Raw genomic sequence first — 19,722 nt, 5'->3', positions numbered from 1 at the left:
GCGCCCAGGCCGACCGCTCCTCGGCAGCCGTCCGACTCGGCGTTCCGGCCCTGTGGCCGGTCGTGGGCCCGATCAGTAGTTCTGCCACTCGTGCCGTGTGTACTCCAGCACCGCGGGATCCATCAGGGTGCTCGCCCGGACGTCCTGGGGGCGGCGGTCGACGGGGAAGACGGAGGCGGCTTCCAGCACGGCGTCGTCCAGGAACCGCAGCCGTGGCGTGTCCCTGGCAAGTTCCAGCACGGGTGCCGGCCCGTCGGGGCCGGGGGAGGCGAGGACGTAACCCCAGTTGCCGAAGCTGGGCACGTCGACCTGGTACTCGGTGGTGCGGTACCCGGCCTTCTCGACGGTGGTGGCGATGGACCAGTACGACTTGGGGGCGAAGAACGGGGACCCGCCCTGCACCACCACCCGGCTGTCGGGCTTCAGCGCGTGCCGGAGCAGGTGGTAGAACTCGACGCTGTAGAGCTTGGCCAGCGCTGCGGTGTCCGGGTCCGGGAAGTCGATGACCACCGCGTCATGGCGCCGGCCGGCGTCCCGCAGCCAGTTGAAGGCGTCGGCGTGGACGACGGTGACACGGGGGTCGGCGAACGCGCCGCCGTTGAGGTCGGACAGCGGCCCGAAGGTGCGGGCGAGCCGGGTCATCGCCGGGTCGAGGTCGACCAGAGTGACCTCCTCGACGTCCTGGTAGCGCAGCACCTCGCGCAGGGCGAGACCGTCGCCGCCACCGAGGATCAGGACCGAGGAGCGCCTGCCCGACAGCGCCGGATGGACGAGCGCCTCGTGGTAGCGGTACTCGTCGACGGACGAGAACTGCAGGTCCCCGTTGAGGAACAGCCGTGTGTCGGCACGGCCCGTGAACGCGGTGGACCGGGTGATGACGATGTCCTGGTACGGCGTGGTCTCGGCGTGGATGATCGGGTCCCGGTACAGCTGCTGACGTGCCGTCACCTCGATGTCGTCGGCCAGCACGTAGACCGTGCCGAGCACGGCGAGCACGGCGCCGGCCCCGGCCAGGAGCGACAGGCGCACGGCGCGCCGGGTCTCCCGGCGGAAGATCCACAGCACCACCACGACCCCGGCCACGGCGTTGACCGCGCCCACCACCAGGGCTCCCCTGAGCTGCCCGAAGGTGGGCAGGAGCAGCAGCGGGAAGCACAGTCCGCCGACGAGCGCCCCGACGTAGTCCGCGGCGAACATGTCGGCGACCGCGCTGCCCGCCTCCTGCCGTCTGATCCGCTGGAGCAGCGTCATCAGCAGCGGGATCTCCGCCCCGATGAGCAGGCCGACGACGAACGACACGGTCACCATCGCCGGCATGTAGATCCGCAGCCAGGCGAACGTGACGTACAGGACGAGCACGGACAGGCCGCCGACGAGCGCCAGCGCGCCCTCCAGCAGCGCGAAGGCACCGACCGCGCGCCGCTGCAGGGGCTTGGCGGCCAGCGAGCCGATCCCCATGGCGAAGACCATGACGGAGATGACCACGGAGGTCTGCGTCACGGAGTTGCCGATGAGGTAACTGCCCAGCGCGGTCAGCGCCAGTTCGTAGACCAGACCGCAGGCGGCACAGACGAACACCGCGAGCAGCAGCAGGAAACGCGCCGCCCGCGAGTGTCCCGCGGGCGCGGGCGCGACGGCCGGATCGGCGCGATCCAGGGCGGTGGTACTCACGGTGCCGGATTCAGGAGACCGCTGCGCCGACCATGAAGGCCGTACCGATGTACATGGCCGTCTGGACCCAGGCGGCGGGATGCGGGCGTCCGTCCTGGTCGTCCAGGACGGTGTGGCCGAGGCGCCCCGGCGTCAGCAGCCCGACCACGCACGCGATCAGGGTCATCACGACGACGCCTGCCAGGCCGTACAGCAGGGTGCTGAACAGGCCGTACCCGAGGCCCTGTTCGGACTCGCTGGCCCGGATGGACTGGTCGATGACGAGGCCGATCGCCACCGTCTGGCCGGCGAGGAGGACCGCCGCTCCCCGGTTGCGCTCCGTCCACACCACATGGACCAGCTTGCCGGGGGTGACGAGGTCGAGGGCGATGAACCCGACCGCCATCACCACGAAGCCGACCAGACCGTAGAGCAGGGCAGTGCCTGCGGACTCGAAGATCTCTGCCACGGGGTGCCTTTCGGGGACTGCGGACAGGTGTACTGCGGTGGCTTGTGGTGCGTGCGGTGGTGGCGGTCGGTGCGGCGGCTCACTTGCCGGAGCCGGGGCCTCCGCCACGGAACGAGTCGCTGTCGGGATCCGGCCACACCGAGCTCAGGTGCGGCCGCCAGCGGTGATAGCCGCTGCGGTAGTCGTCCATCTCGATCCGGCTGCCGCCCGCGTAGGGGCTGACGGCGACGATGTCGTCCCGGTAGCGCAGGAAGACCATGGAGCCGCTGGTGGTGCGGTCCTGGGCCGAGGTGTGCTTGTCTATCTCGCCCGCGACGGTGGTCACCGGGTCGGCCCTGTCGACGTACCCCCCGCCGCCTGCCCGGTACTCGTTGCGGATCCAGCTCGCCGGCACGGCGTTGCCGCCGGAGCCGCCGTCGGAACAGGCGGCGAGCGCCGCGGTGGCGAGGATCAGGACGCCGAGGCGTCGGGCGGTCTTCAACGGACCTCCAGCCGGGTGTGCGTCGCCACGATCGTGCGGCTCTGCGGATACGTGTGCCAGGTACGCCAGGTCGGTCCAGTGCCCTGCCACTCGACGGTCAGCGCGGTGACCGCTTCCGGGGAGCCGGGGAAGATCCCGCACAGCGCGTGCGGATGTGCCTCCGTCCGGCCGAGGATGCTCGCCACCCGCGAGCCGAACGCGCCCGCGGGAAAGCGCATCACGCGCGTGCCGAAGTGGTAGTTCCAGCCGTCGGCCTCGTGCTCCGCCGTGTCCGGCAGGCCTCCCTCGACGCCGGGCAGACAGGCCACGGTCTCCCCGACCGGCCCCGCGAAGACCTGGTGCGAGGCCCCCAGCAGCCTGAGCTGCACATCGAGTCCCCCGACCGTCAGGTCCCGCACCGCGAGCGCGGGGTACGGGGGATGGCCGAGCGCGAACGACAACTGGTCGGCGTCGGTGTCGAGATACGGCGCGGCCAGGGCTATGCCGCTCATCCGGCACAGCCCCGGCACTTGACCCACGCCCCCGCGACGGAGCGCGCACACCGCAACCTCAACGAAGTTCCCCCGAGTTGGACCATGCAGAATGCCGCCGAGTATGACACACGCGTAGTCGGCCGCGACGTGGGGTCGGGGGAGCGGCGAGGGGGCCGTGGCCGCACCCCGTCAGGTGTGTCAGGCCGTCAGGGGGTCCTTGCCCGCCGCCGGCCGGCCGACGCCGTCCGTCACCGTGCGTCCAAGGACCGCGCTGGTGTGGAAGAGCACGTCGGGACCGCCGTGGTGACCGGTGAAGTAGGCGCCGTCACCGAGGAAGGCGAGGCTCGTGCGGTCGAGGATCCATTCATTGCGGATGGCAGAACCGCGCTCCTCGAACGTGATGCCGATGCCGGGACGGCCGGCCGCGTCGACGGTGTCGCCGCTGACGGTGACGCCGGGAACGGCATGATCGCGCGGGGCCCGGTCTCCCGGAGCGTGCCCAGCCGGCACGCGCATGGCACTGGCGAAGCTCGCCTGGCTCGTGGAGTCGGGCGAGCTTCATCCGGACTGAGAGACCTGTGGCGGCGAGCCGCCGGTCTCAGCGTGTCCCGGTCCAGTTGTGCGCCACGTCCACCACGACGCGGTCGCTCAGCACCAGCACCCGGAAGGGCAGCCGCGCCCGCAGGCCGAGGCCGATCTGGGTGTCGCCCTCGAAGCTGCCGGCGAACCGGGCGTCCCGGAAGGTGCGGTAACCGGTGAGGTCCACGCCCGGCAGGGGGCGGCCCGCGCGGGCCGGGTACGTCGGCGCGCCGGTCTCGGGGTCGTAGGCGGGTGCGGTGACCCGTACCTCGAGGATCGCTCCGCCGGACACCGGTATGACGGTGCCCGATCCGTCCTGGTGGAGCCGGTCGACGTAGCCGACCCAGTAGCCGAGCCCGCTGGTGCCCGCGCCGGGGACGTCGACGACCATCCGGTCGTAGCAGGCCTGACGGCCGGTCCTGACGTTCGTCACCGACTCCGTCGTGCCGGCCGCACGGGACTCGACCGTGCTGCCCCAGCCGGTCGGGCACGCCGTCGCCGCCGTACGGGCCGCCGGGGCGGCCTGGGCCGGGGTGACCGCCACCACCGACGTCGCGCCGACCAGTGCGAGCGTCACCCACACCGTCCCCTTCGTGGGCCTCTTCACAGTCCCTTTTCGCGCCATTGCATCCCCCAAGGTGTGGATGTTTCCGATATCTCCTATGACACCCGGGACCCCAGGAAGGTTGCGCAGGCGAAGACCCCCGAGGGTGCCCGCGCGCGACAGGCGCCGGGCTCGCTCTCGGGGGTCGGGCCGGTCGGGGTCAGGAGGGGCCGGGCTTGACGCGCCCGCGCCAGGCTCCGCTCTCACCGCCGCGGTGCTCTATGTAGTCCTTGAAGCGCCGCATGTCGCCCTTCACGCGCCGGTCGATGACCCCGGCCATGTCCGCGGTCTTCTCCACAACGCCCGTGGGCTCGACGTCCAGGACCAGTTCCACGCGGGTGTGCGAGTCGTCCACGCGCTGGAACCGGACGGTGCCCTTCTGGCGGGTGTCACCCGACGTGGTGCGCCAGGTGATCCGCTCGTCGGCGAGCTGGTCGACGATCTCGGTGTCGAACTCCCGGCGTACGCCGCCGATCTTCGTGACCCAGTGGTTGTGGGTGTCGTCGAGCTGCCTGATCTCCTCGACGCCCTCCATGAAGTTGGGGAACTCCTCGAACTGCGTCCACTGGTTGTAGGCGGTGTGCAGGGGGACCTCGACCTCCACTGCTTCCTTGACCGTGCTCATGTCCGACCTCCTTGGCGATCGTGGGCGACAGGCCGCCGGCCTGCCGTGCGGATCTCGGCACGTGCGGCGAGTACCCGATCTGGCCGGGTTGACAGCACCGGCCGGGACATCGCTGTGTTCGGCTGCCTCCGGGTCAGAACGGCATACGGCCACGCGCCCGGCGGCCCGCCGAACCGCTGCGGCCGAGGGCCCGGGAACTGGACCGGAAAGGCTTGCTGAAGAGCCGGCCCAGCACGCCGGGCGCCTTCGAACCGGCACGCGACCCGAAACCGAGGGTGCGTTGTGCGCCGTTCTGCGGATGCCTGGAGAGACGGGGAAGGAGGAAGGCGAGGACGACGAGCACCAAGCAGGCGAATATCACGCCGACGATCATCATGAGACTCCCTGGTCACGGTTGCGGATACCGGAACCGCATTCCCCGGTCCACCATGAACACGCACCGTGTCCTGAGGGTCAGGACCGTGCCGCCGGACTCGCGATCGCCGTCCGCACCGCCATTTGGCCCAGTGCGCCGGTGTGTACGAGGCTGTGTTCCGTGAGCGCTCCGCGCCGCTCGCCGGCTCGCAGCCGGCAGTCGCCGCCCCGGGAAGGAACGACCGAATGATCATCTTCGGCACCAAGGGATACCTGTACCAGATCGCGATACTGACGCTGCTGTGCGGACGGTGCGGCAATCCCGCCGCGCACACCCTGAGGAAGCGCGTCACGAAGTTCACGTTGTTCTTCGTGCCGCTGTTCCCGTTCTCGACCAAGTACGCGACCCAGTGCACGTTCTGCGGTGCGGAACAGCGCGTGACCAAGGAGCAGGCGGAGCAGTTGCAGGCGCAGGCGGCGGGCGGGCAGGGCGGTCAGCCGTACGGGCAGCCGCAGCAGCAGCCGTACCAGTCCTGAGGCCGGACTCCGCGTCAGGTCCCGGCCGCCTCCCGGGCGATGGCGTCGAAGCGGGCGCCCATGGCCTCGGCCAGGGCGTTGGCGGCCGACAGCGGGCGGACCATGACCATGAGTTCCTCGATCTTCCCGGCCTCGTCCACGCGCAGGAAGTCACAGCCCTGGAGCTGCTTCCCGCCGACCGTCGCGGTGAAGACGAGGGCGTGGTCGCGGGCGCCGGGGGCGCCGATCTCCCGCTCGTAGGCGAAGTCCTCGAAGACCTCGGCGACGGCGCGCAGGATCGCGGCGGTGATGGCCTTGCCGGTGTACGGCTTGAAGACGACGGGGCTGGTGAAGACCACGTCGTCGGCCAGCAGGGCCGCCACGGCGTCCATGTCCTTGCGTTCGACCGCCTGACGGAAGGGGTGCATAGGGCTCACCTCGGGCACTCGGGTAGTCGACGGGATAGTCAACGAATTGAATAGGTGGCTGCGAGGCTACGGGTGCGCCGACCGGCTTGTCCAGGGTCCGTGTGGTCAACTCGTTGACTAGTCAACGCGGTGCTAGCTTGGCGCGATGGCATTGCGCAACGCGGTGATGGCCGCACTTCTGGAGGGCGAGGCGACCGGGTACGACCTCGCGAAGGGGTTCGACGCGTCCGTCGCCAACTTCTGGATGGCCACGCCTCAGCAGCTCTACCGGGAGCTGGAACGCATGGAGAGCGAGGGTCTCGTCGCCGCCCGGGTGGTGGAGCAGGAGCGGCGCCCCAACAAGCGGCTCTTCTCCCTCACCGAGGCCGGCCTCGCCGCCGTCCGGGCCTACGTCGCCGAGCCCCCCGCCCGCCCGACCGCGATCCGGGACGAGCTGCTGGTCAAGGTGCAGTGCGCGGACGTCGGCGACCTGGACGCCGTGCGCGCGGCGGTCACCGAGCGCCGGGAGTGGGCCGCCGCCAAGCTCGCCCGTTACGAACGGACCCGGGAGCGGCTCCTGGACGGGCGCACGGAGGACGAGTACTTCGCGCGGGCCGAGCGGATCGGGCCGTATCTCACGCTGCTGCGCGGCATGTCCTTCGAGCGGGAGAATCTGCGCTGGAGCGAGCTGGCGCTGCGGCGGCTGGAGCAGCGCGCGGCGGCGCGCTGAGCCGAGGGGTTCGGCACCGCCGCGAGGGGAACCCGGCCCGGCACATGGTGTCGAGGGCTCCGGCCGGACGGCGAGGGAACGCGATGGGGCGGCGGCTGGACCGGATCGCCGCCCCCCAGGACGCCCGAACGCCGTACGGGCGCGACGGTGACCGCCCGGAGCGGGTCGACACGCGCCCGGCCGAGGGCGTCGGGCGCCGCCCGCGCCCGGCGCCGGTGCCGCACTTCCCCCGGGACGCGCCGGCAACGCCGTCCGGGACGGGGCGGATCGCCGGCGTGCGGGGCCGAATGCCCCACGCCGGCCGCTTCTGCCCCGTCACGCGGCGGCGGTGGCCGGCGAGGACGCACGACCGGAAGGGACGGAAGACCGCTGATGAGGATCGGCCTGGCACTGCGCGAACTGCACGACGCCGAGGTGGAGCTGGTGCGCACCCTGCTGCGGACGGCGGAGCACCACAGGTCCGCCCAAGACGTCCACCACCTCGCCCTCGACCTGGCCGCCTGGTCCCGCCGCCATCTGCGCGAACTGGCCGCCGTCGGCGGACGCTACGGCGTCGACCTCGTCCAGGACCAGGAGCCCGCGCACGGGCGGCACGCCCAGGACGCCGAGCCGGACGCGGGCTTGCTCCTGCTGCGCGACCTGCGTGAGGTGCACGTCCGGGCGTCGGAGGTCTCCCTCGACTGGGAGCTGGTCGCCCAGGCGGCCCAGGCGAGCGCCGACGAACGGCTGCTGGACCTCGTACGGCAGTGTCACCCCGACACCCTGCGCCAGCTGCGCTGGGCGAACGCCCACCTCAAGGACAACGCGCCGCAGGTGCTGGGCGGTTGAGGCGCCCGCTCCTCGCTGGTGCACCCGGTGCACCAGGATGTCGACGACCAGGGGAGTGGGCGGTCCGAAGCTCAGCAGCACGCCGTCCTCCAGGGTGACGACGCGGCGGTTCATGCCGGCCGGCGTCTTCCGGATGCCCGGGACGTCCACGGGTGGCACGTCCGGCGGCGGGAGGCCCGGCAGCAGCACCACAGGCGGCACCGGCACGACGACCACCTCCGGCGGCAGTCTCGCCTCCACGGTCGGTACCGGGGCCGTCCTCGCCACGCTGCTCACGGCCACCCGCTGATACGTCCACCGGCGCGCCCGCGGCCGGGCCGGTGCGGCACGACCCGGTTGGTAGCGTTCGCCCTCGGACGAGGGGGGGCGGACCGCGCATGGCGGCGAACATCTTCCACATCGGCGGGGAACTGACCGTGGGACGGCTGGGCTTCGGGGCGATGCACCTGCCGACGGAGCCCGCGGCTGAGCGCCGGACCGGGCTCGCCGTGGCCCGCAGGGCGGTCGAACTGGGAATCACCCTGATCGACACCGCCCACCTCTACGGTGGCGGAGCCAACGAGGAACTCCTGGCCGAGGCGCTGCACCCCTACCCGCACGACCTGCTCGTCACCACCAAGGTCGGCGTCGCCCGCACCGGACCGGGCGGGGAATGGCGCCTCGACGGCCGTCCGGCCGTCCTGCGCGACCAGGTGGACCAGGCCCTGCGCCGACTGCGCGTCGAACGGCTGGAACTGCTCCAGCTGCACCGCGTCGACCCGGACACCCCACTGGCCGAACAACTCGGCACGCTGAGGGAGTTGCAGACCGAGGGCAAGGTCGGTCGGATCGGACTCTCCGAGGTCACCGTCGACCACCTCGACCAGGCACGCGCCGTCGTCGACGTCGTCAGCGTGCAGAACCGGTACAGCCTGCTCGACCGGGAGCACGAGCCGGTGCTCCGGGCCTGCGAGGCGGCGGGCATCGCCTTCCTGCCATGGCGGCCGGTCGCGCACGGCACGTCCGGCGCACACGCGGAGATCGCCGCCGTGGCGGACGACCTGGGCGCCACACCGACCCAGGTCGCCCTCGCCTGGCTGCTCGCCCACTCACGTGTGATCTGCCCCATCCCCGGCACCGCCCGCGTCGACCACCTGGAGGAGAACGTCGCCGCGGCCGAGCTCGACCTGTCGCCGGCCCAGCTCGCCCGCCTGGACGGCATGAGCGCACCGGGCTCAGTGGCATGAGCGCACCGGCCTGACGCAGGCGCGCGGGTCACCGGCCCGGCTGGGCATGCGGGTGCGCCCGAACGCTGGGATCATGAAGGGGCTAGCGCTGCCCCCGACCACCTGACGAACGACGGTGGTGAGCGCCGTGACGGTGAGGAACGACAACGACGAGGAGCCGGCGTCCTGGCGCGTCGATCCGGCGGGAGTGCCGTATCTGCGCACCCGGCTGGCCCCGCCCGCGAGGCCCGCCACCTTCTTGCGCCGGGAGCGCCTGACCAGGAGCCTCGACCAGGCCTTGTCGGCGCCGCTGACCATGGTCAACGGGGCGGCGGGCGGAGGAAAGACCCTCCTGGTGGCCGACTGGGCCGCCGGCCTCGGACACCCCCTTGCCTGGCTGACCTGCGACGCCGCCGACCGGGCTCCCGGCGTCTTCTGGGCGTACGTACTGGAGGCGCTGCACGGCGCCGGCATGCCGGTGACCTCTGAGGTCGGCAGCCCGGCGGAGGCCGGCAGCGTGGACGGCGGGCTGCTGGCCCGGCTCGCCGCCGGACTCGCCGACCGGGACCGCCCCGTGGTGCTCGTCCTCGACGAGTACGACCGCGTGACCACCCCCGAGGTCGCGGAGCAGCTGCGCTTCGTCCTCGACCACGCCGGCCGCGGGCTCCGGCTGGTCCTCGTCACCCGCGCCGAGCCACTGCTGCCGCTGCACCGGTATCGCGCGTCGGGCCGGATGACGGAGATCCGGAACGCGGATCTCGCCTTCACCCCCGAGGAGGCCGCAAAACTGCTGACGCTGCACGGGCTGTCCCTGCCCCCGAGCGCGGTGCGGGCGCTGGTGGGGCGCACCCAGGGCTGGGCCGCGGGTCTGCGGCTGTGCGCGCTGGCCGCCGGGCAGAGCCCGGATCCGGAGACGTATCTCAAGGAGTTCGAGGCCGGTCGCAGCACGGTGGCGGACTTCCTGCTGGCCGAGGTGCTGGAACAGCAGACCGCCGAGACACAGGACCTGCTGCTGCGGGTCGCGGTCCTCGACCGGTTCTGCCCCGACCTGGTGAACGCGTTGACGTCGCGGACCGACGCGGAACACCAGCTGGCGGCGCTGCACCGCGAGAACGCGTTCCTCCAGCGGCTGGGCCGGTCCTGGTACTGCCTGCACCCTTTGTTCGCGGAGATCCTCAGGGCTCATCTGCGGGAGCGGGCGCCGGGGCTGGAGCCGGAACTGCGACGCCGGGCGGCGCGCTGGCTCCGCGGGTCGGGGGCCCTGCCGGAAGCGCTCGCCCAGGGCGCCGCCGCGGACGACTGGGAGTTCACCGCCCGGGCCCTGGTGGACGACCTGGCGATCGGGCAGCTCTTCACCGGCCTGCGCTCGCAGAATCTCTCCGACCTGTTCGGGCGGATGAGCCCGGAGGCAGCCGGTCCGGCCGCGGACCTCGTCCGCGCGGCCCGCGAGCTGGCCCACAGCGATCTCCGGCACGGTCTGCTCCACCTGGACCAGGCGGGGCAGGCCCTGGACCGGGACGACCGGGACGACCGGGACGACCGGGACGACCGGGACGACCGGGACGACCGGGACCGGGGCGCGGCTCGGCTGAGCTGCGCCCTGCTGGAGGTCCTGGCCGCGCGGCTGACCGGTTCCCCGCCCAGAGCGGAACGGGCGGTGCGGGCGGCGGAAGCGGCCGGACAGGACGTTCCCGCGCGGCTTCTGGACGCGCATCCCGAGTTCACCGCGCTGCTGCTGACGCACCTCGGCTCCGCCAGGCTGTGGGCCGGCCGGTTCGACGCCGCGCGCGCCGCCCTGAACGCCGTCGCCGGGTGCCCGGGCGGCGCGCCGACGGCGCCGGCCCGCCTGGAAGCGTCGAACCATCTCGCGCTGATCGACTACCTCACGGGCTGGCACGGCCGGGCGGAGCGCAAGGCACAGGCCGCGGCGGCCGAGGCGGAACGCCACGGCCTGCCGAAGGAGGCCGGCTCCGGCATCGGTCGGCTGGTCCTGGCCGCCGTGGCCGTCGACCGCGACGAACTGGGCAGAGCCGAGGCGCTCCTCAAGGAGGCCGGCGACCCCGACCGCGGGTTCCGCGATCCGGTGACGGAGGCGGGCCACGCCGTCATCCGGGGTCGTCTGCTGCTGGCCAAGGGAGACGCACGGGCCGCACGGGAGACGGCGCAGGCCGCCGTCCCCGCCGCCGTGACCTCGCCCTGGGCCGAGGAGCAGGTCGCCCTGATCGCCTCCGCCGCCCACCTGGCCGAGGGACGCCCCGAGTCGGCTCTGCGGGACCTCGAACGCGCGTCGGACCGCCGGACGGTCTGCGCCGTCGAGAGGGCACGCGCACATCTCACGGCGGGCCGACCAGACGAGGCCCGGTCCCTTCTGGACAACCTGCCGGGCGACGACCGGCCCGGTCCGGCGGTGACCGTGCGGGCCACCCTGGTGCGGGCCCAGACCGCCCACCAGGCCGGGGACACCGGCACCGCCCGGCGCCTGGTCGCCCGCGCACTCCTCGACGCCCGGCGCGAGCAGCTGCGGAGGCCGTTCCTGGAGGCCGGCCCCTGGGTCCGCCCCCTGCTCGGCGCGGAACCGCTGCGCGAGCTGACCTACGGCTGGCTGACCCCGGGCCCCCGCTCGGGGCCCTCCGCACGGGAGGTGCCCGCGGCGCTCGTCGTCGAGGAGCTGAGCGCTCGCGAGCGCGACGTGCTGCGACGACTGGCCCGGATGATGTCGACGGAGGAGATCGCCGCGGACCTCCAGGTCTCGGTGAACACGGTGAAGACCCACCTCAAGAGCGCCTACCGCAAGCTCGGGGTCAACCGGCGCGGCGACGCGGTGCGCCGGGCCCGCGAACTGCGGCTGCTGTGAACTCGGGGACCGGCCGAGCGCCCTCCCCGCTCCACCTCGCCCGTGGAGGGTGAGGCGCCCGTCCTCACCGACTGCTGCGATGAACCCGTGAAGCACTGGCGCGCGCTGATCGTCCTCGGTACGGCACAGTTCCTGATGGTGCTGGACACCGCCGTGATGAACGTCTCCATCAGCCGGCTGGTCGAGGACTTCGACACCGAGGTCACCGCCATCCAGGCCGTCATCACGCTGTACGCCCTGGTCATGGCCGCCTTCATGGTCGTCGGAGGCCGGCTGGGGGACATCCTGGGCCGCAGGCGCGTCTTCCTCATCGGGATGGTCGTCTACGGCACCGGATCGGCGCTGACCGCCGTGGCACCCACCCTGGGAGTCCTGGCTCTGGGCTGGTCCGTGATCGAAGGGCTCGGCGCGGCCATGGTGCTGCCGTCCATGGCCGCGCTCGTTGCCGAGTCCTACCGGGGACGCGACCGTCCCGTCGCCTACGGCGTCATCGGCGGGCTGGCCGGCGCGGGGATCGCGGTGGGCCCGCTGCTCGGCGGATGGGTGACGACGTACCTCACCTGGCGGCTGGTCTTCGCCGGCGAGGTCGTCGTCGTTGTGGCCGTGCTGTGTTTCCACCGGGCGATCCCGAAGACCGCTCCCAGTGGGCGACGACCCCGGCTGGACCTCCTCGGCGCGGCGCTGTCGGCGGCCGGGCTCGGGTTGTGCGTGCTCGGTGTGCTGCAGAGCGGCACCTGGGGATGGGTGCAGCCCCGCAATCCCCCGTTCACCGTGCTGGGCTTCGCGCCCACTTTCTTCGTGATCGCGGCCGGAGCGGTCGTCCTCGCCCTCTTCCGTGCCTGGGAGGGGCACCGGGCCGCCCGCGGCGACGACCCGCTGGTGCACCTGTCCCTGCTCGGGCGGCCACCGCTGAGGTCGGGGCTGATGGTGTTGCTGAGCCAGAACCTCATCCTGCTCGGCCTGTTCTTCGCCATCCCGCTGTACTTGCAGGTGGTGCAGGGCTTCGACGCCTTCGAGACGGGGCTGCGCCTGCTGCCGGTCTCGGTCACCATGCTGGTGACCTCGCTCGGGGCCGCCCGGCTCGGTCGGAGGCTGGGCGCCCGCACGGTGGTCCGGCTGGCTCTGCTGTCGCTGCTGGTGGCCGTCGTATGGCTGCTGGCCACCATCGACCCGGTCATCGACGACGCCCAGTTCTTCGGGGCCATGGCCGTCCTGGGCGTCGGCATGGGCCTGCTCGCCTCGCAGCTGGGCAACGTCGTGCAGTCCGGCGTGGGAGAGGAGGAGCGCAGCGAGGTCGGAGGCCTGCAGTTCACCGCCCAGAACCTGGGTTCCGCGTTCGGCACGGCCCTCATCGGCTCCCTCCTCGTGGGCGCTTTGGCCCAGGCCTTCATGAGTCACGTCGAGGACGACCCCCGTCTGTCGGACCAGGCCCGCCAGGAGACCGGCGTCGCCCTGGAAGCCGGAGTCAGCTTCGTCCCGGCCGACGAGGTGCGCTCGGCCGCCGAACGGGCCGGGTTCCCTCCGGCCGAGGTCGAGGCCCTCACCGGCTCCTACGCGCAGGCGCAGCTCGGCGGCCTGCGGGCGGCCGTCCTCGCGGTCGGCGGCGTCACACTGGCGAGCTTCCTGGTCACGCGGCATCTGCCGACCGCCGGGACTGCCCGGAGGAAGGTGGAACCGACGCCCGCGACCGGGGGGCCGGAGCCGGAACGGAGCCCTTGATGTCCAGGACCCCTCACAGCCCCGACCGGGCCGGGGATGCGGGCGAGCGGCGGGCGCACGCCGACTACACGGGCGGTGTCTACGGTTCGATGCTCGCCGCCTCCGTGGTGGTCGGCGCCGGCACCCTCGGCTCGTTCCCGAGGGTGGAGCTCGTGGTGCTTCTGCTGCTCACGGGCGTGGTGTTCTGGATCGCCCACGTGTACGCCCAGTTGTTCGGGGCGCGTCTGGCGCAGCAGCGCCTGGACCGCCGGGTGATCCGGCACGTCTGCCGTGACGAGTGGCCGATCGTCAAGGCCGCCGTCCCACCCGCCGTGGCGGTGGCGGTCAGCCCGCTGTTGGGCCTGGACGAGCAGGGCGCCGTGTGGCTGTCGCTCGGTGTCGCCGTGGCCGGGCAGGTGGGCTGGTCGGTGGCGGCGGCGCTCCGGACCGGTGCGAGCACGCGCCTGGTGGCCGGGGCCGCGCTGGTGAACCTGGTGATCGGCATGCTGATCGTCACGTTCAAACTCGTGGTGACTCACTGATCCCGGTGGTTCGCCGGGTCACCTGTACGGGGTGAGGCCGCACGGGACCCAGGGGTGGACGATCGCAGGGTGGCCGCAGCCGGCCCGGTGGAAGTCGCCCGCGGGAGAGCAGCCCATGCGCTATGAGTTCCGCGTCGACGGCGAGGTGTCGCAGACGCTGACAGAAGCCTTCCCCGAACTGGAGCACGTGGTGATGTCCGGCCAGACGGTCCTCTACGGGCCGATCCTGGACGAGGCGCACCTGTACGGGCTGCTGACCCGCTTCCAGTCGCTGGGGCTGACCGTGCTGGAGATGCGCCGGCTTGCGGAATGACGCTCAGGCGTCCTCGGCCGTGACACGGCCGGACCGTGCGGCGGCCCGCAGCTCCTCGAAGTCCCGCTCGTTGCGGTCGGCGTAGGACCGGGCGAACTCGGCGAGCGCGCGGTCGAAGCGGTCACTGCCGCCCAGGTAGGCGGCGATGGCGACGGGATCCCCCGAACGCGCGTGGGCACGTGCCAGCGCGCCCCCGCACAGTCCGCCGAAGACCGCCAGCAGGGCCGGGTCCATGGTGTCCGGACGGGCGATCCCCTTCCAGTCACGCAGCTGGCGCACGTAGAAGTCCCGGCCCTGTCCGTCGAGGCCGATCGTGTGCGTCCACCCGAGGAAGATGTCGCTGGACGTCTGGATGAGGCGCTGCCCGGCCACGACCCGTCGGCCCTGGTTGTCGTACGGCCGGCCGCCCGTGTACGGGGCGAGCACCGACTCGGAGGCCTCCTTCGCCTGGAGCACCAGGGGGTCGTCGTCGTCCCGGCCGAGCAGGAGCGCGATCCAGCACCGGGTGCCGACACTGCCGACCCCCACCACCTTGCGGGCCAGGTCCACCAGCCGGTAGTGGCGCAGCAGGTGCCGGCGCTCGGAGGACAGACTGCGGGCATACGCGTCCAGCAGCGCGCTCAGCTCATGGGCCTGGGCCTCCTCGCCCGTGCCGGGCGCCAGGTCGCGCAGGGGCGTGATGAGCGGCGGGTCCGGTGTGATGCGCCGGCCCTGTGCCGTGGCCCGGGTGAGCTGCTCGAAGGCCTGGAGGTGGGTGCGCGTACGCGCCTTGGCCGTGGCCCGGGCGGTGCGCCGCCGGGCCTCCCTGCCCAGCGGCGCGTCCAGCAGCGCGCGCAGATGCTCGACGTCGTCCTGCGCGTACCAGACGTCCAGCGTCCCCATGCCGGCGAACGCACGCATCCGCTTGCGGTACGCCCGGACGCAGGCGGCCACCGCGCGATTCTGCTCACGGTCGGAGAACCCGTTGGCCCGCGCGGCGATCACGAGACTCGCCGCCAGGCGTTTCACATCCCATTCGAACGGCCCGGCCAGGGTCTCGTCGAAGTCGTTGATGTCGAAGACCAGATGCCGCTCGGGCGAGGCGAGCAGCCGGAAGTTCAGCAGGTGGGCGTCTCCGCACAGCTGCACGATCAGCCCGGTGTTCGGCAGCGGCCCGAGGTCCATGGCCATGATCGCCGCCGCGCCGCGGTAGAAGCGGAACGGGGATTCGAGCATGCGGCCGTACCGGACCGGCACCAGTTCCGGGACCCGGGTGGCGGACTGCTGCTCCAGGACACCGACGGGATCGGGCCGTTGCCGATCCGCCTCGAACCAGCCGTGGCACGAACGCGAGGCGCGGGTGCGTGCCCTTCTGCCGGCCGCGACCCGCTCGGCCACGGTCAGGGGAACGGGCAAGGAGGTCGGTACGGTCACGGTCGTTCTCCTCCCGCGTTGTCCGGCGCACGGTCGCGCCGCTGCTGGAGCCCGGCCTGCACCGCGCCCGCCAGCACCCGCGCGGCGACGCCCACCAGCAGCAGCCCGCCGGCCATCTGCAGCATCGTCAGCACACGGCCGGCCTGGGAGCGGGCGGTGATGTCGCCGTAGCCCACGGTGGCGAACGTGGTCAGGGCGAAGTACAGGGCGTCCGTCTTGGTCAGCGGCTCGCTGAAGGCGGCCGGATAGGTGCGGCCCAGCAGGTAGTAGGCGCTGGCGAAGAGCAGCAGGAACAGCGGCACGGTGGCGGACAGCGCCTCCACGGCCTTCAGGCGCGGATGCGGCGAGCGCATGATCGTGCCGACCTCCCAGGAGAAGACCACCACGACGGCCAGCAGGCCGCCCACGAGCCACGCCACGCTGCCCCCGCCGACGCCGTCCATGGGCAACAGGAAGTAGGCGGTCACCAGACCGGCCGCGATGACGGTCCCCCGCACGAACGCCAGGACCGTCACCCGCCGATCGGGACGCGACGGCTTGCTCATCCTCGCTCCGTTCCGCCGCGAACCGGTGCAGCGTTCCGCAACCACTCCACCGCCACGGCGCCGCCCTCGGATCACCCGTCGTGGGTGATCCGAGCGCCGGCGGCGGGCGTGACGCTGGCCCGGTGGGCACGACAGATGGGCATCGCACCCCGTTCCGTCGGCGGTTCGGAAGTGCCCCGGCCGGACCGCGCGAGGAGGAGCCATGACCGATCCGCGTGGTCCGGCGTCACAGGCACCGGGACCATCGACCGACAGGACGGGTACCGCCTCGCCGGGAAGCGACCCCGCGGAACTGCTGGAGCAGCTGGGCGGCTCCTGGACGTGGCTGCTGGGCTCGGCGCTGGCGACGCTGGTGCCGGGGATCATCGTCCTGGTCTGGCCGGACGGGACGCTGCATGTCCTGGCTGTGGTCATCGGGTTGTATCTGCTGGTGATCGGGGCTTTCCGGTTCGTCGCCGTGTTCGCCCAGGAGCGCGGCGAGCGGCTGACCGGGCTGCTGCTAGCGGTGCTGTACGTGCTGGCCGGGGTGCTGTGCCTGAGGAACCCGCTGCAGACGATCGCCGCGCTGTCGCTGATCGTCGGGATCGTCTGGCTCGTGACCGGCATGCTGACCGCCTACGCGGCCCTCGCCACCAAGGCCCTGCCGCACCGTGGCGTCGTCCTCGCCGCCGGGGCGCTCGGTGTCGTCGCGGGCGTCGTCGTGCTGTCTCTGCCGACCGAGTCCGCCGTCGCCCTGACCCGGCTGCTCGGGCTGTGGCTGGTGCTGCTCGGTCTGGTCGAGCTGGCGGTGGCCTTCGCCTGGCGGGCCGCGCTGCGCAGGGCGGGCGCGGACCACCGCGCGGACCCGCCGACAGCGGCGTGAGGAGGAGGTTCCATGGACGCGCCCCCCGCACCCTCACCTTCCGGCGGCGACGCGGAGAACCGGGTCACCCTGACCGCTGAGGAGCAGGCCGAATACCGCCGGCTCCGTCGTGCCGCCGGCGTGCGCCACCGCAGAGCGCGCTACGCCGGTGCGTCGGTCCTGCTCCTGTTCGCCCTGCTGCTGGCCCCGCTGGCCGTGGTCGCGGCCTGGGTGGACAGCGAGGTCTCCGACACCGACCGGTATGTGCAGACCGTGGCGCCGCTCGGCTCGGATCCGGCCGTGCAGTCGGCCGTCACCGACCGGCTGACCGACCGTGTGGTGGCCGAGGTGAACGTCGAAGCCGTGACGCAGTGGCTGGGCAAGGCGCTCTCGGACGCCGGGGCACCGCCGGCCGTCACGGACCGCACCGGGGCGCTGACCGGACCACTGCGCGCCGCCGTCACCGACGTCGTGCACCGGGTCGTGAACCGTGTGATCACCAGCGACGTCTTCGAGCAGGCGTGGGTGGCCGCCAACCGGCGCGCCCACACGGCGGTGGAGAACGTCCTCACCGGCAGTCAGGCCGGGGCCGTGCGCGCCGAGCAGGACAAGGTGGTCCTGGACCTCGGGACCGTTGTCGACGAGGTCAAGAAGCGGCTCGTCGACGCGGGCTTCGAGAGGGCCACGGCCATCCCGGCCCCGGACCGGCAGATCACCCTGTTCGAGGCCGACAAACTGCCCCAGGCGCAGGCGGGCCTGCGGCTGCTGGACATAGTCGGACTGTGGCTGCCCGTGCTCACCGTCGTGCTCGCCGCCCTGGCCGTGTGGACGGCCCCGGCACACCGGGTGATGCTGCTGGTCACGGCCGTCGGCGTGGCCGTGATGATGGTGATCCTGCTGGTCGCGCTGGCCGTCGTGCGCCGCGTCTACCTGGACGCCGTACCCCCCTCGACGCTGCCCGCCGACGCCGCCCAGACGATCTACGACACCATCGTCCGCTTCCTGCGCGACAGCACGCGCACCCTGCTCGTCGTCGCCGTGATCACGGCGCTCGCCGCCTACCTGTACGGGCCGGGGCGCGCGGCCCGCGGGGTGCGCCACCTGGCGGCGCGCGGCACCACCGCGACCGGCCACGCGCTGCGGCGCTGGGGACTGCGCACCGGCGCGGCCGGGCAGTGGCTGGAAACCCACCGCTCCTGGACCACCGGCATCGTCATCGCGGGCGGTGTCCTCGCCCTCGTCCTCTGGAACCACCCCACGGTCGGCGCCGTGGCGCTGGTCCTCGGCCTGGTCCTCCTGGTCCTGGTCGTCCTTGCGGTGCTCGCCGCGGCCGGCGGCCCGGGCAGGAGCGCGCCCCGGGCGCCCTGAGTCCTGCGCGCCGACTCACCCCCGCCGGGTGAGGCCGCCCCGCGCCGCCGCGCGCACGCTGGATCAGCGGGCGACGCCCGTCGTGCCCTGCTCCGAACGGAGATGACGGATGAGCACTCAGATCTACCTCGCCTACGACTATCCGCTGCTGAGCATGTTCTGGACCCTGCTCTGGTTCTTCCTGTGGATCATGTGGTTCATCCTGCTCTTCCGCATCATCGGCGACATCTTCCGCGACGACGGCCTCAGCGGCTGGGGCAAGACCGGCTGGCTGGTGCTCGTCATCGTGCTGCCGTTCGTCGGCGTGTTCATCTACCTCATCGCCCGCGGCAAGGGCATGGGGGGCAGGGAGATCAAGCACGCCCGGGCGCAGCAGCAGGCCTTCGACTCCTACATCCGTGAGACGGCGGGCGGCGGCAGTCGCGGCACGAGCGCCGACGAACTCGCCAAGCTGTCCGAGATCCGCGCCCGCGGTGACATCACGGACGAGGAGTTCCGCCGCGCCAAGGAACTCGTCCTGGCCGACTACGGGCCGCCCGCCGGCACCGGCACCGGCACCGAGCCCCGGCAGTGAGCAGCACACGACAAACACCACGGCACGACAGGAAGACGAGGCAGAACATGACCGCCACACACACGCCAGGCGCACATACGCCAGGCACGCACACGGCGCGGCACGAGTGGGCCGCGGGCCTGATGGTCTTCGGCGCCATCCTGCTGATGCTCGCCGGAATACTGGCCGTCTTCCGCGGCATCATGGCGATCGCCCAGAACGACGTCTTCGTCACCACGCCGAGCTACGTCTTCCAGTTCGACCTCACCGGTTGGGGCTGGATCCACCTCGTCCTCGGCGCGGTCGCCGTGGTCGTCAGCGTCGGCCTGTTCCAGGCGGCGACGTGGGCGCGGGTGGCCGGCGTGGTGATCGCCGGGCTGATCGTCATCGCCAACTTCCTCTCGCTGCCGTACTCCCCGGTGTGGTCGGTCCTGATCATCGCGTTCTCCGGGTTCGTCATCTGGGCGCTGTGCGTCGCCCGGAAGGAGGACTTCGGCGACCCGCTCGACCGCGCGCCGCGTGACGTGTGAGGCCGGAGGGAACCCCCACCGGCGCGAACCCCCGACCCGGTGTCCGGCAGCGGCGGTTGGCGCGGCCCGCAGGGCGCACGCGAAGGGGCGGACGGCGCAGACACCGGAGCAGGCGGCGGGCGTGTGTGCGCCCTGTTATGCGGT

Annotated in this window: 24 protein-coding genes; 13 read left to right on the top strand and 11 right to left on the bottom strand. The window is 72.5% G+C overall.

What is annotated here, in order from left to right:
- Positions 1–72 precede the first annotated feature (72 nt).
- From ACFV6X_RS05340 to ACFV6X_RS05305, 8 genes are all read right to left on the bottom strand, one after another.
- Positions 73–1,671, bottom strand: coding sequence for a polyamine aminopropyltransferase (locus ACFV6X_RS05340; RefSeq protein ID WP_385377940.1), 1,599 nt, complete (start codon positions 1,669–1,671; stop codon positions 73–75).
- Positions 1,672–1,681: 10 nt separating this feature from the next.
- A complete protein-coding gene (locus ACFV6X_RS05335; protein ID WP_365450312.1) occupies positions 1,682–2,119 on the bottom strand; it encodes a DUF350 domain-containing protein in 438 nt (145 codons plus the stop codon).
- A 79-nt stretch (positions 2,120–2,198) separates the two neighbouring features.
- Positions 2,199–2,600, bottom strand: a complete 402-nt coding sequence (locus ACFV6X_RS05330) for a DUF4247 domain-containing protein (RefSeq protein ID WP_385377936.1) — start codon at positions 2,598–2,600, stop codon at positions 2,199–2,201.
- On the bottom strand, positions 2,597–3,091 hold the full coding sequence (locus tag ACFV6X_RS05325) for a DUF2617 family protein (protein ID WP_385377935.1): 495 nt from the start codon (positions 3,089–3,091) through the stop codon (positions 2,597–2,599). Before ACFV6X_RS05325 ends, ACFV6X_RS05330 begins: the two co-directional genes overlap by 4 nt.
- 180 nt (positions 3,092–3,271) lie before the next feature.
- On the bottom strand, positions 3,272–3,589 hold the full coding sequence (locus ACFV6X_RS05320; RefSeq protein ID WP_385377932.1) for a hypothetical protein: 318 nt from the start codon (positions 3,587–3,589) through the stop codon (positions 3,272–3,274).
- An 82-nt stretch (positions 3,590–3,671) separates the two neighbouring features.
- Positions 3,672–4,277 (bottom strand): hypothetical protein, encoded by a 606-nt coding sequence (locus tag ACFV6X_RS05315; RefSeq protein ID WP_385377930.1) that lies wholly within the window; start codon positions 4,275–4,277, stop codon positions 3,672–3,674.
- A 139-nt stretch (positions 4,278–4,416) separates the two neighbouring features.
- Complete coding sequence (locus ACFV6X_RS05310) at positions 4,417–4,881, bottom strand: SRPBCC family protein (protein ID WP_385377927.1); 465 nt, start codon at positions 4,879–4,881, stop codon at positions 4,417–4,419.
- A gap of 133 nt (positions 4,882–5,014) precedes the next feature.
- Entirely contained in the window at positions 5,015–5,257 is a 243-nt protein-coding gene (locus ACFV6X_RS05305) for a DUF6411 family protein (RefSeq protein WP_385377924.1), read from the bottom strand.
- Between the two features lie 224 nt (positions 5,258–5,481).
- Between ACFV6X_RS05305 and ACFV6X_RS05300 the strand changes: the two genes are divergently transcribed.
- On the top strand, positions 5,482–5,772 hold the full coding sequence (locus ACFV6X_RS05300) for a zinc-ribbon domain-containing protein (RefSeq protein WP_385377921.1): 291 nt from the start codon (positions 5,482–5,484) through the stop codon (positions 5,770–5,772).
- Positions 5,773–5,786: 14 nt separating this feature from the next.
- Here ACFV6X_RS05300 and ACFV6X_RS05295 read toward each other — a convergent pair whose 3' ends face one another.
- The gene (locus ACFV6X_RS05295; RefSeq protein ID WP_385377918.1) at positions 5,787–6,179 is read right to left on the bottom strand and encodes a nuclear transport factor 2 family protein; all 393 of its coding nucleotides are present in this window, start codon (positions 6,177–6,179) and stop codon (positions 5,787–5,789) included.
- Between the two features lie 145 nt (positions 6,180–6,324).
- Between ACFV6X_RS05295 and ACFV6X_RS05290 the strand changes: the two genes are divergently transcribed.
- From ACFV6X_RS05290 to ACFV6X_RS05255, 8 genes are all read left to right on the top strand, one after another.
- On the top strand, positions 6,325–6,888 hold the full coding sequence (locus tag ACFV6X_RS05290; protein ID WP_385377915.1) for a PadR family transcriptional regulator: 564 nt from the start codon (positions 6,325–6,327) through the stop codon (positions 6,886–6,888).
- A gap of 372 nt (positions 6,889–7,260) precedes the next feature.
- Positions 7,261–7,716, top strand: coding sequence for a hypothetical protein (locus ACFV6X_RS05285; protein WP_385377913.1), 456 nt, complete (start codon positions 7,261–7,263; stop codon positions 7,714–7,716).
- Positions 7,717–7,753: 37 nt separating this feature from the next.
- Positions 7,754–8,005 carry a hypothetical protein gene (locus ACFV6X_RS05280; RefSeq protein WP_385377910.1) on the top strand — a complete coding sequence of 84 codons (252 nt, stop codon included), beginning with the start codon at positions 7,754–7,756 and terminating at the stop codon, positions 8,003–8,005.
- A gap of 88 nt (positions 8,006–8,093) precedes the next feature.
- A complete protein-coding gene (locus ACFV6X_RS05275) occupies positions 8,094–8,942 on the top strand; it encodes an aldo/keto reductase (RefSeq protein ID WP_385377907.1) in 849 nt (282 codons plus the stop codon).
- Between the two features lie 127 nt (positions 8,943–9,069).
- Positions 9,070–11,775: a LuxR C-terminal-related transcriptional regulator gene (locus ACFV6X_RS05270; protein WP_385377905.1), complete on the top strand. Its 2,706-nt coding sequence runs from the start codon at positions 9,070–9,072 to the stop codon at positions 11,773–11,775.
- Between the two features lie 87 nt (positions 11,776–11,862).
- Positions 11,863–13,494, top strand: coding sequence for an MFS transporter (locus ACFV6X_RS05265; protein ID WP_385377902.1), 1,632 nt, complete (start codon positions 11,863–11,865; stop codon positions 13,492–13,494).
- On the top strand, positions 13,494–14,015 hold the full coding sequence (locus ACFV6X_RS05260) for a hypothetical protein (protein ID WP_385377900.1): 522 nt from the start codon (positions 13,494–13,496) through the stop codon (positions 14,013–14,015). The genes ACFV6X_RS05265 and ACFV6X_RS05260 overlap by 1 nt, the downstream gene beginning before the upstream one ends.
- A 115-nt stretch (positions 14,016–14,130) precedes the next feature.
- Positions 14,131–14,328: a hypothetical protein gene (locus tag ACFV6X_RS05255; RefSeq protein ID WP_365450287.1), complete on the top strand. Its 198-nt coding sequence runs from the start codon at positions 14,131–14,133 to the stop codon at positions 14,326–14,328.
- Positions 14,329–14,331: 3 nt separating this feature from the next.
- Here the strand turns inward: ACFV6X_RS05255 and ACFV6X_RS05250 are convergent, their stop codons facing one another.
- Positions 14,332–15,741, bottom strand: coding sequence for a DUF2252 domain-containing protein (locus tag ACFV6X_RS05250; RefSeq protein ID WP_385377897.1), 1,410 nt, complete (start codon positions 15,739–15,741; stop codon positions 14,332–14,334).
- Positions 15,738–16,286: a potassium channel family protein gene (locus ACFV6X_RS05245; protein ID WP_365450283.1), complete on the bottom strand. Its 549-nt coding sequence runs from the start codon at positions 16,284–16,286 to the stop codon at positions 15,738–15,740. The genes ACFV6X_RS05250 and ACFV6X_RS05245 overlap by 4 nt, the downstream gene beginning before the upstream one ends.
- Before the next feature lie 202 nt (positions 16,287–16,488).
- Here ACFV6X_RS05245 and ACFV6X_RS05240 point away from each other — a divergent pair, with 202 nt between their 5' ends.
- The 4 genes from ACFV6X_RS05240 to ACFV6X_RS05225 all read left to right on the top strand — a co-directional run bounded on the left by ACFV6X_RS05240 (position 16,489) and on the right by ACFV6X_RS05225 (position 19,578).
- Positions 16,489–17,148, top strand: a complete 660-nt coding sequence (locus ACFV6X_RS05240; RefSeq protein ID WP_385377894.1) for an HdeD family acid-resistance protein — start codon at positions 16,489–16,491, stop codon at positions 17,146–17,148.
- A 12-nt stretch (positions 17,149–17,160) separates the two neighbouring features.
- The gene (locus tag ACFV6X_RS05235) at positions 17,161–18,495 is read left to right on the top strand and encodes a hypothetical protein (protein WP_385377891.1); all 1,335 of its coding nucleotides are present in this window, start codon (positions 17,161–17,163) and stop codon (positions 18,493–18,495) included.
- A 109-nt stretch (positions 18,496–18,604) separates the two neighbouring features.
- Positions 18,605–19,069 (top strand): SHOCT domain-containing protein, encoded by a 465-nt coding sequence (locus tag ACFV6X_RS05230; protein ID WP_385377888.1) that lies wholly within the window; start codon positions 18,605–18,607, stop codon positions 19,067–19,069.
- 47 nt (positions 19,070–19,116) lie between these two features.
- Positions 19,117–19,578, top strand: a complete 462-nt coding sequence (locus ACFV6X_RS05225; RefSeq protein ID WP_385377886.1) for a hypothetical protein — start codon at positions 19,117–19,119, stop codon at positions 19,576–19,578.
- Positions 19,579–19,722 lie beyond the last annotated feature (144 nt).

Source organism: Streptomyces sp. NPDC059861, assembly GCF_042731435.1.
GTDB lineage: Bacteria > Actinomycetota > Actinomycetes > Streptomycetales > Streptomycetaceae > Streptomyces.
The sequence above is the reverse complement of the archived record's forward strand: the minus strand, read 5'-3'. Positions and strand labels throughout refer to the sequence as shown.

Coding starts and splice junctions, on each gene's coding strand:
- ACFV6X_RS05325 (WP_385377935.1), bottom strand. CDS start 3,091: ATGAGCGGCATAGCCCTGGCCGCGCCGTATCTCGACACCGACGCCGAC.
- ACFV6X_RS05320 (WP_385377932.1), bottom strand. CDS start 3,589: ATGCGCGTGCCGGCTGGGCACGCTCCGGGAGACCGGGCCCCGCGCGAT.
- ACFV6X_RS05315 (WP_385377930.1), bottom strand. CDS start 4,277: ATGGCGCGAAAAGGGACTGTGAAGAGGCCCACGAAGGGGACGGTGTGG.
- ACFV6X_RS05310 (WP_385377927.1), bottom strand. CDS start 4,881: ATGAGCACGGTCAAGGAAGCAGTGGAGGTCGAGGTCCCCCTGCACACC.
- ACFV6X_RS05305 (WP_385377924.1), bottom strand. CDS start 5,257: ATGATGATCGTCGGCGTGATATTCGCCTGCTTGGTGCTCGTCGTCCTC.
- ACFV6X_RS05300 (WP_385377921.1), top strand. CDS start 5,482: ATGATCATCTTCGGCACCAAGGGATACCTGTACCAGATCGCGATACTG.
- ACFV6X_RS05295 (WP_385377918.1), bottom strand. CDS start 6,179: ATGCACCCCTTCCGTCAGGCGGTCGAACGCAAGGACATGGACGCCGTG.
- ACFV6X_RS05290 (WP_385377915.1), top strand. CDS start 6,325: ATGGCATTGCGCAACGCGGTGATGGCCGCACTTCTGGAGGGCGAGGCG.
- ACFV6X_RS05285 (WP_385377913.1), top strand. CDS start 7,261: ATGAGGATCGGCCTGGCACTGCGCGAACTGCACGACGCCGAGGTGGAG.
- ACFV6X_RS05280 (WP_385377910.1), top strand. CDS start 7,754: ATGTCGACGACCAGGGGAGTGGGCGGTCCGAAGCTCAGCAGCACGCCG.
- ACFV6X_RS05275 (WP_385377907.1), top strand. CDS start 8,094: ATGGCGGCGAACATCTTCCACATCGGCGGGGAACTGACCGTGGGACGG.
- ACFV6X_RS05260 (WP_385377900.1), top strand. CDS start 13,494: ATGTCCAGGACCCCTCACAGCCCCGACCGGGCCGGGGATGCGGGCGAG.
- ACFV6X_RS05255 (WP_365450287.1), top strand. CDS start 14,131: ATGCGCTATGAGTTCCGCGTCGACGGCGAGGTGTCGCAGACGCTGACA.
- ACFV6X_RS05245 (WP_365450283.1), bottom strand. CDS start 16,286: ATGAGCAAGCCGTCGCGTCCCGATCGGCGGGTGACGGTCCTGGCGTTC.
- ACFV6X_RS05240 (WP_385377894.1), top strand. CDS start 16,489: ATGACCGATCCGCGTGGTCCGGCGTCACAGGCACCGGGACCATCGACC.
- ACFV6X_RS05235 (WP_385377891.1), top strand. CDS start 17,161: ATGGACGCGCCCCCCGCACCCTCACCTTCCGGCGGCGACGCGGAGAAC.
- ACFV6X_RS05230 (WP_385377888.1), top strand. CDS start 18,605: ATGAGCACTCAGATCTACCTCGCCTACGACTATCCGCTGCTGAGCATG.
- ACFV6X_RS05225 (WP_385377886.1), top strand. CDS start 19,117: ATGACCGCCACACACACGCCAGGCGCACATACGCCAGGCACGCACACG.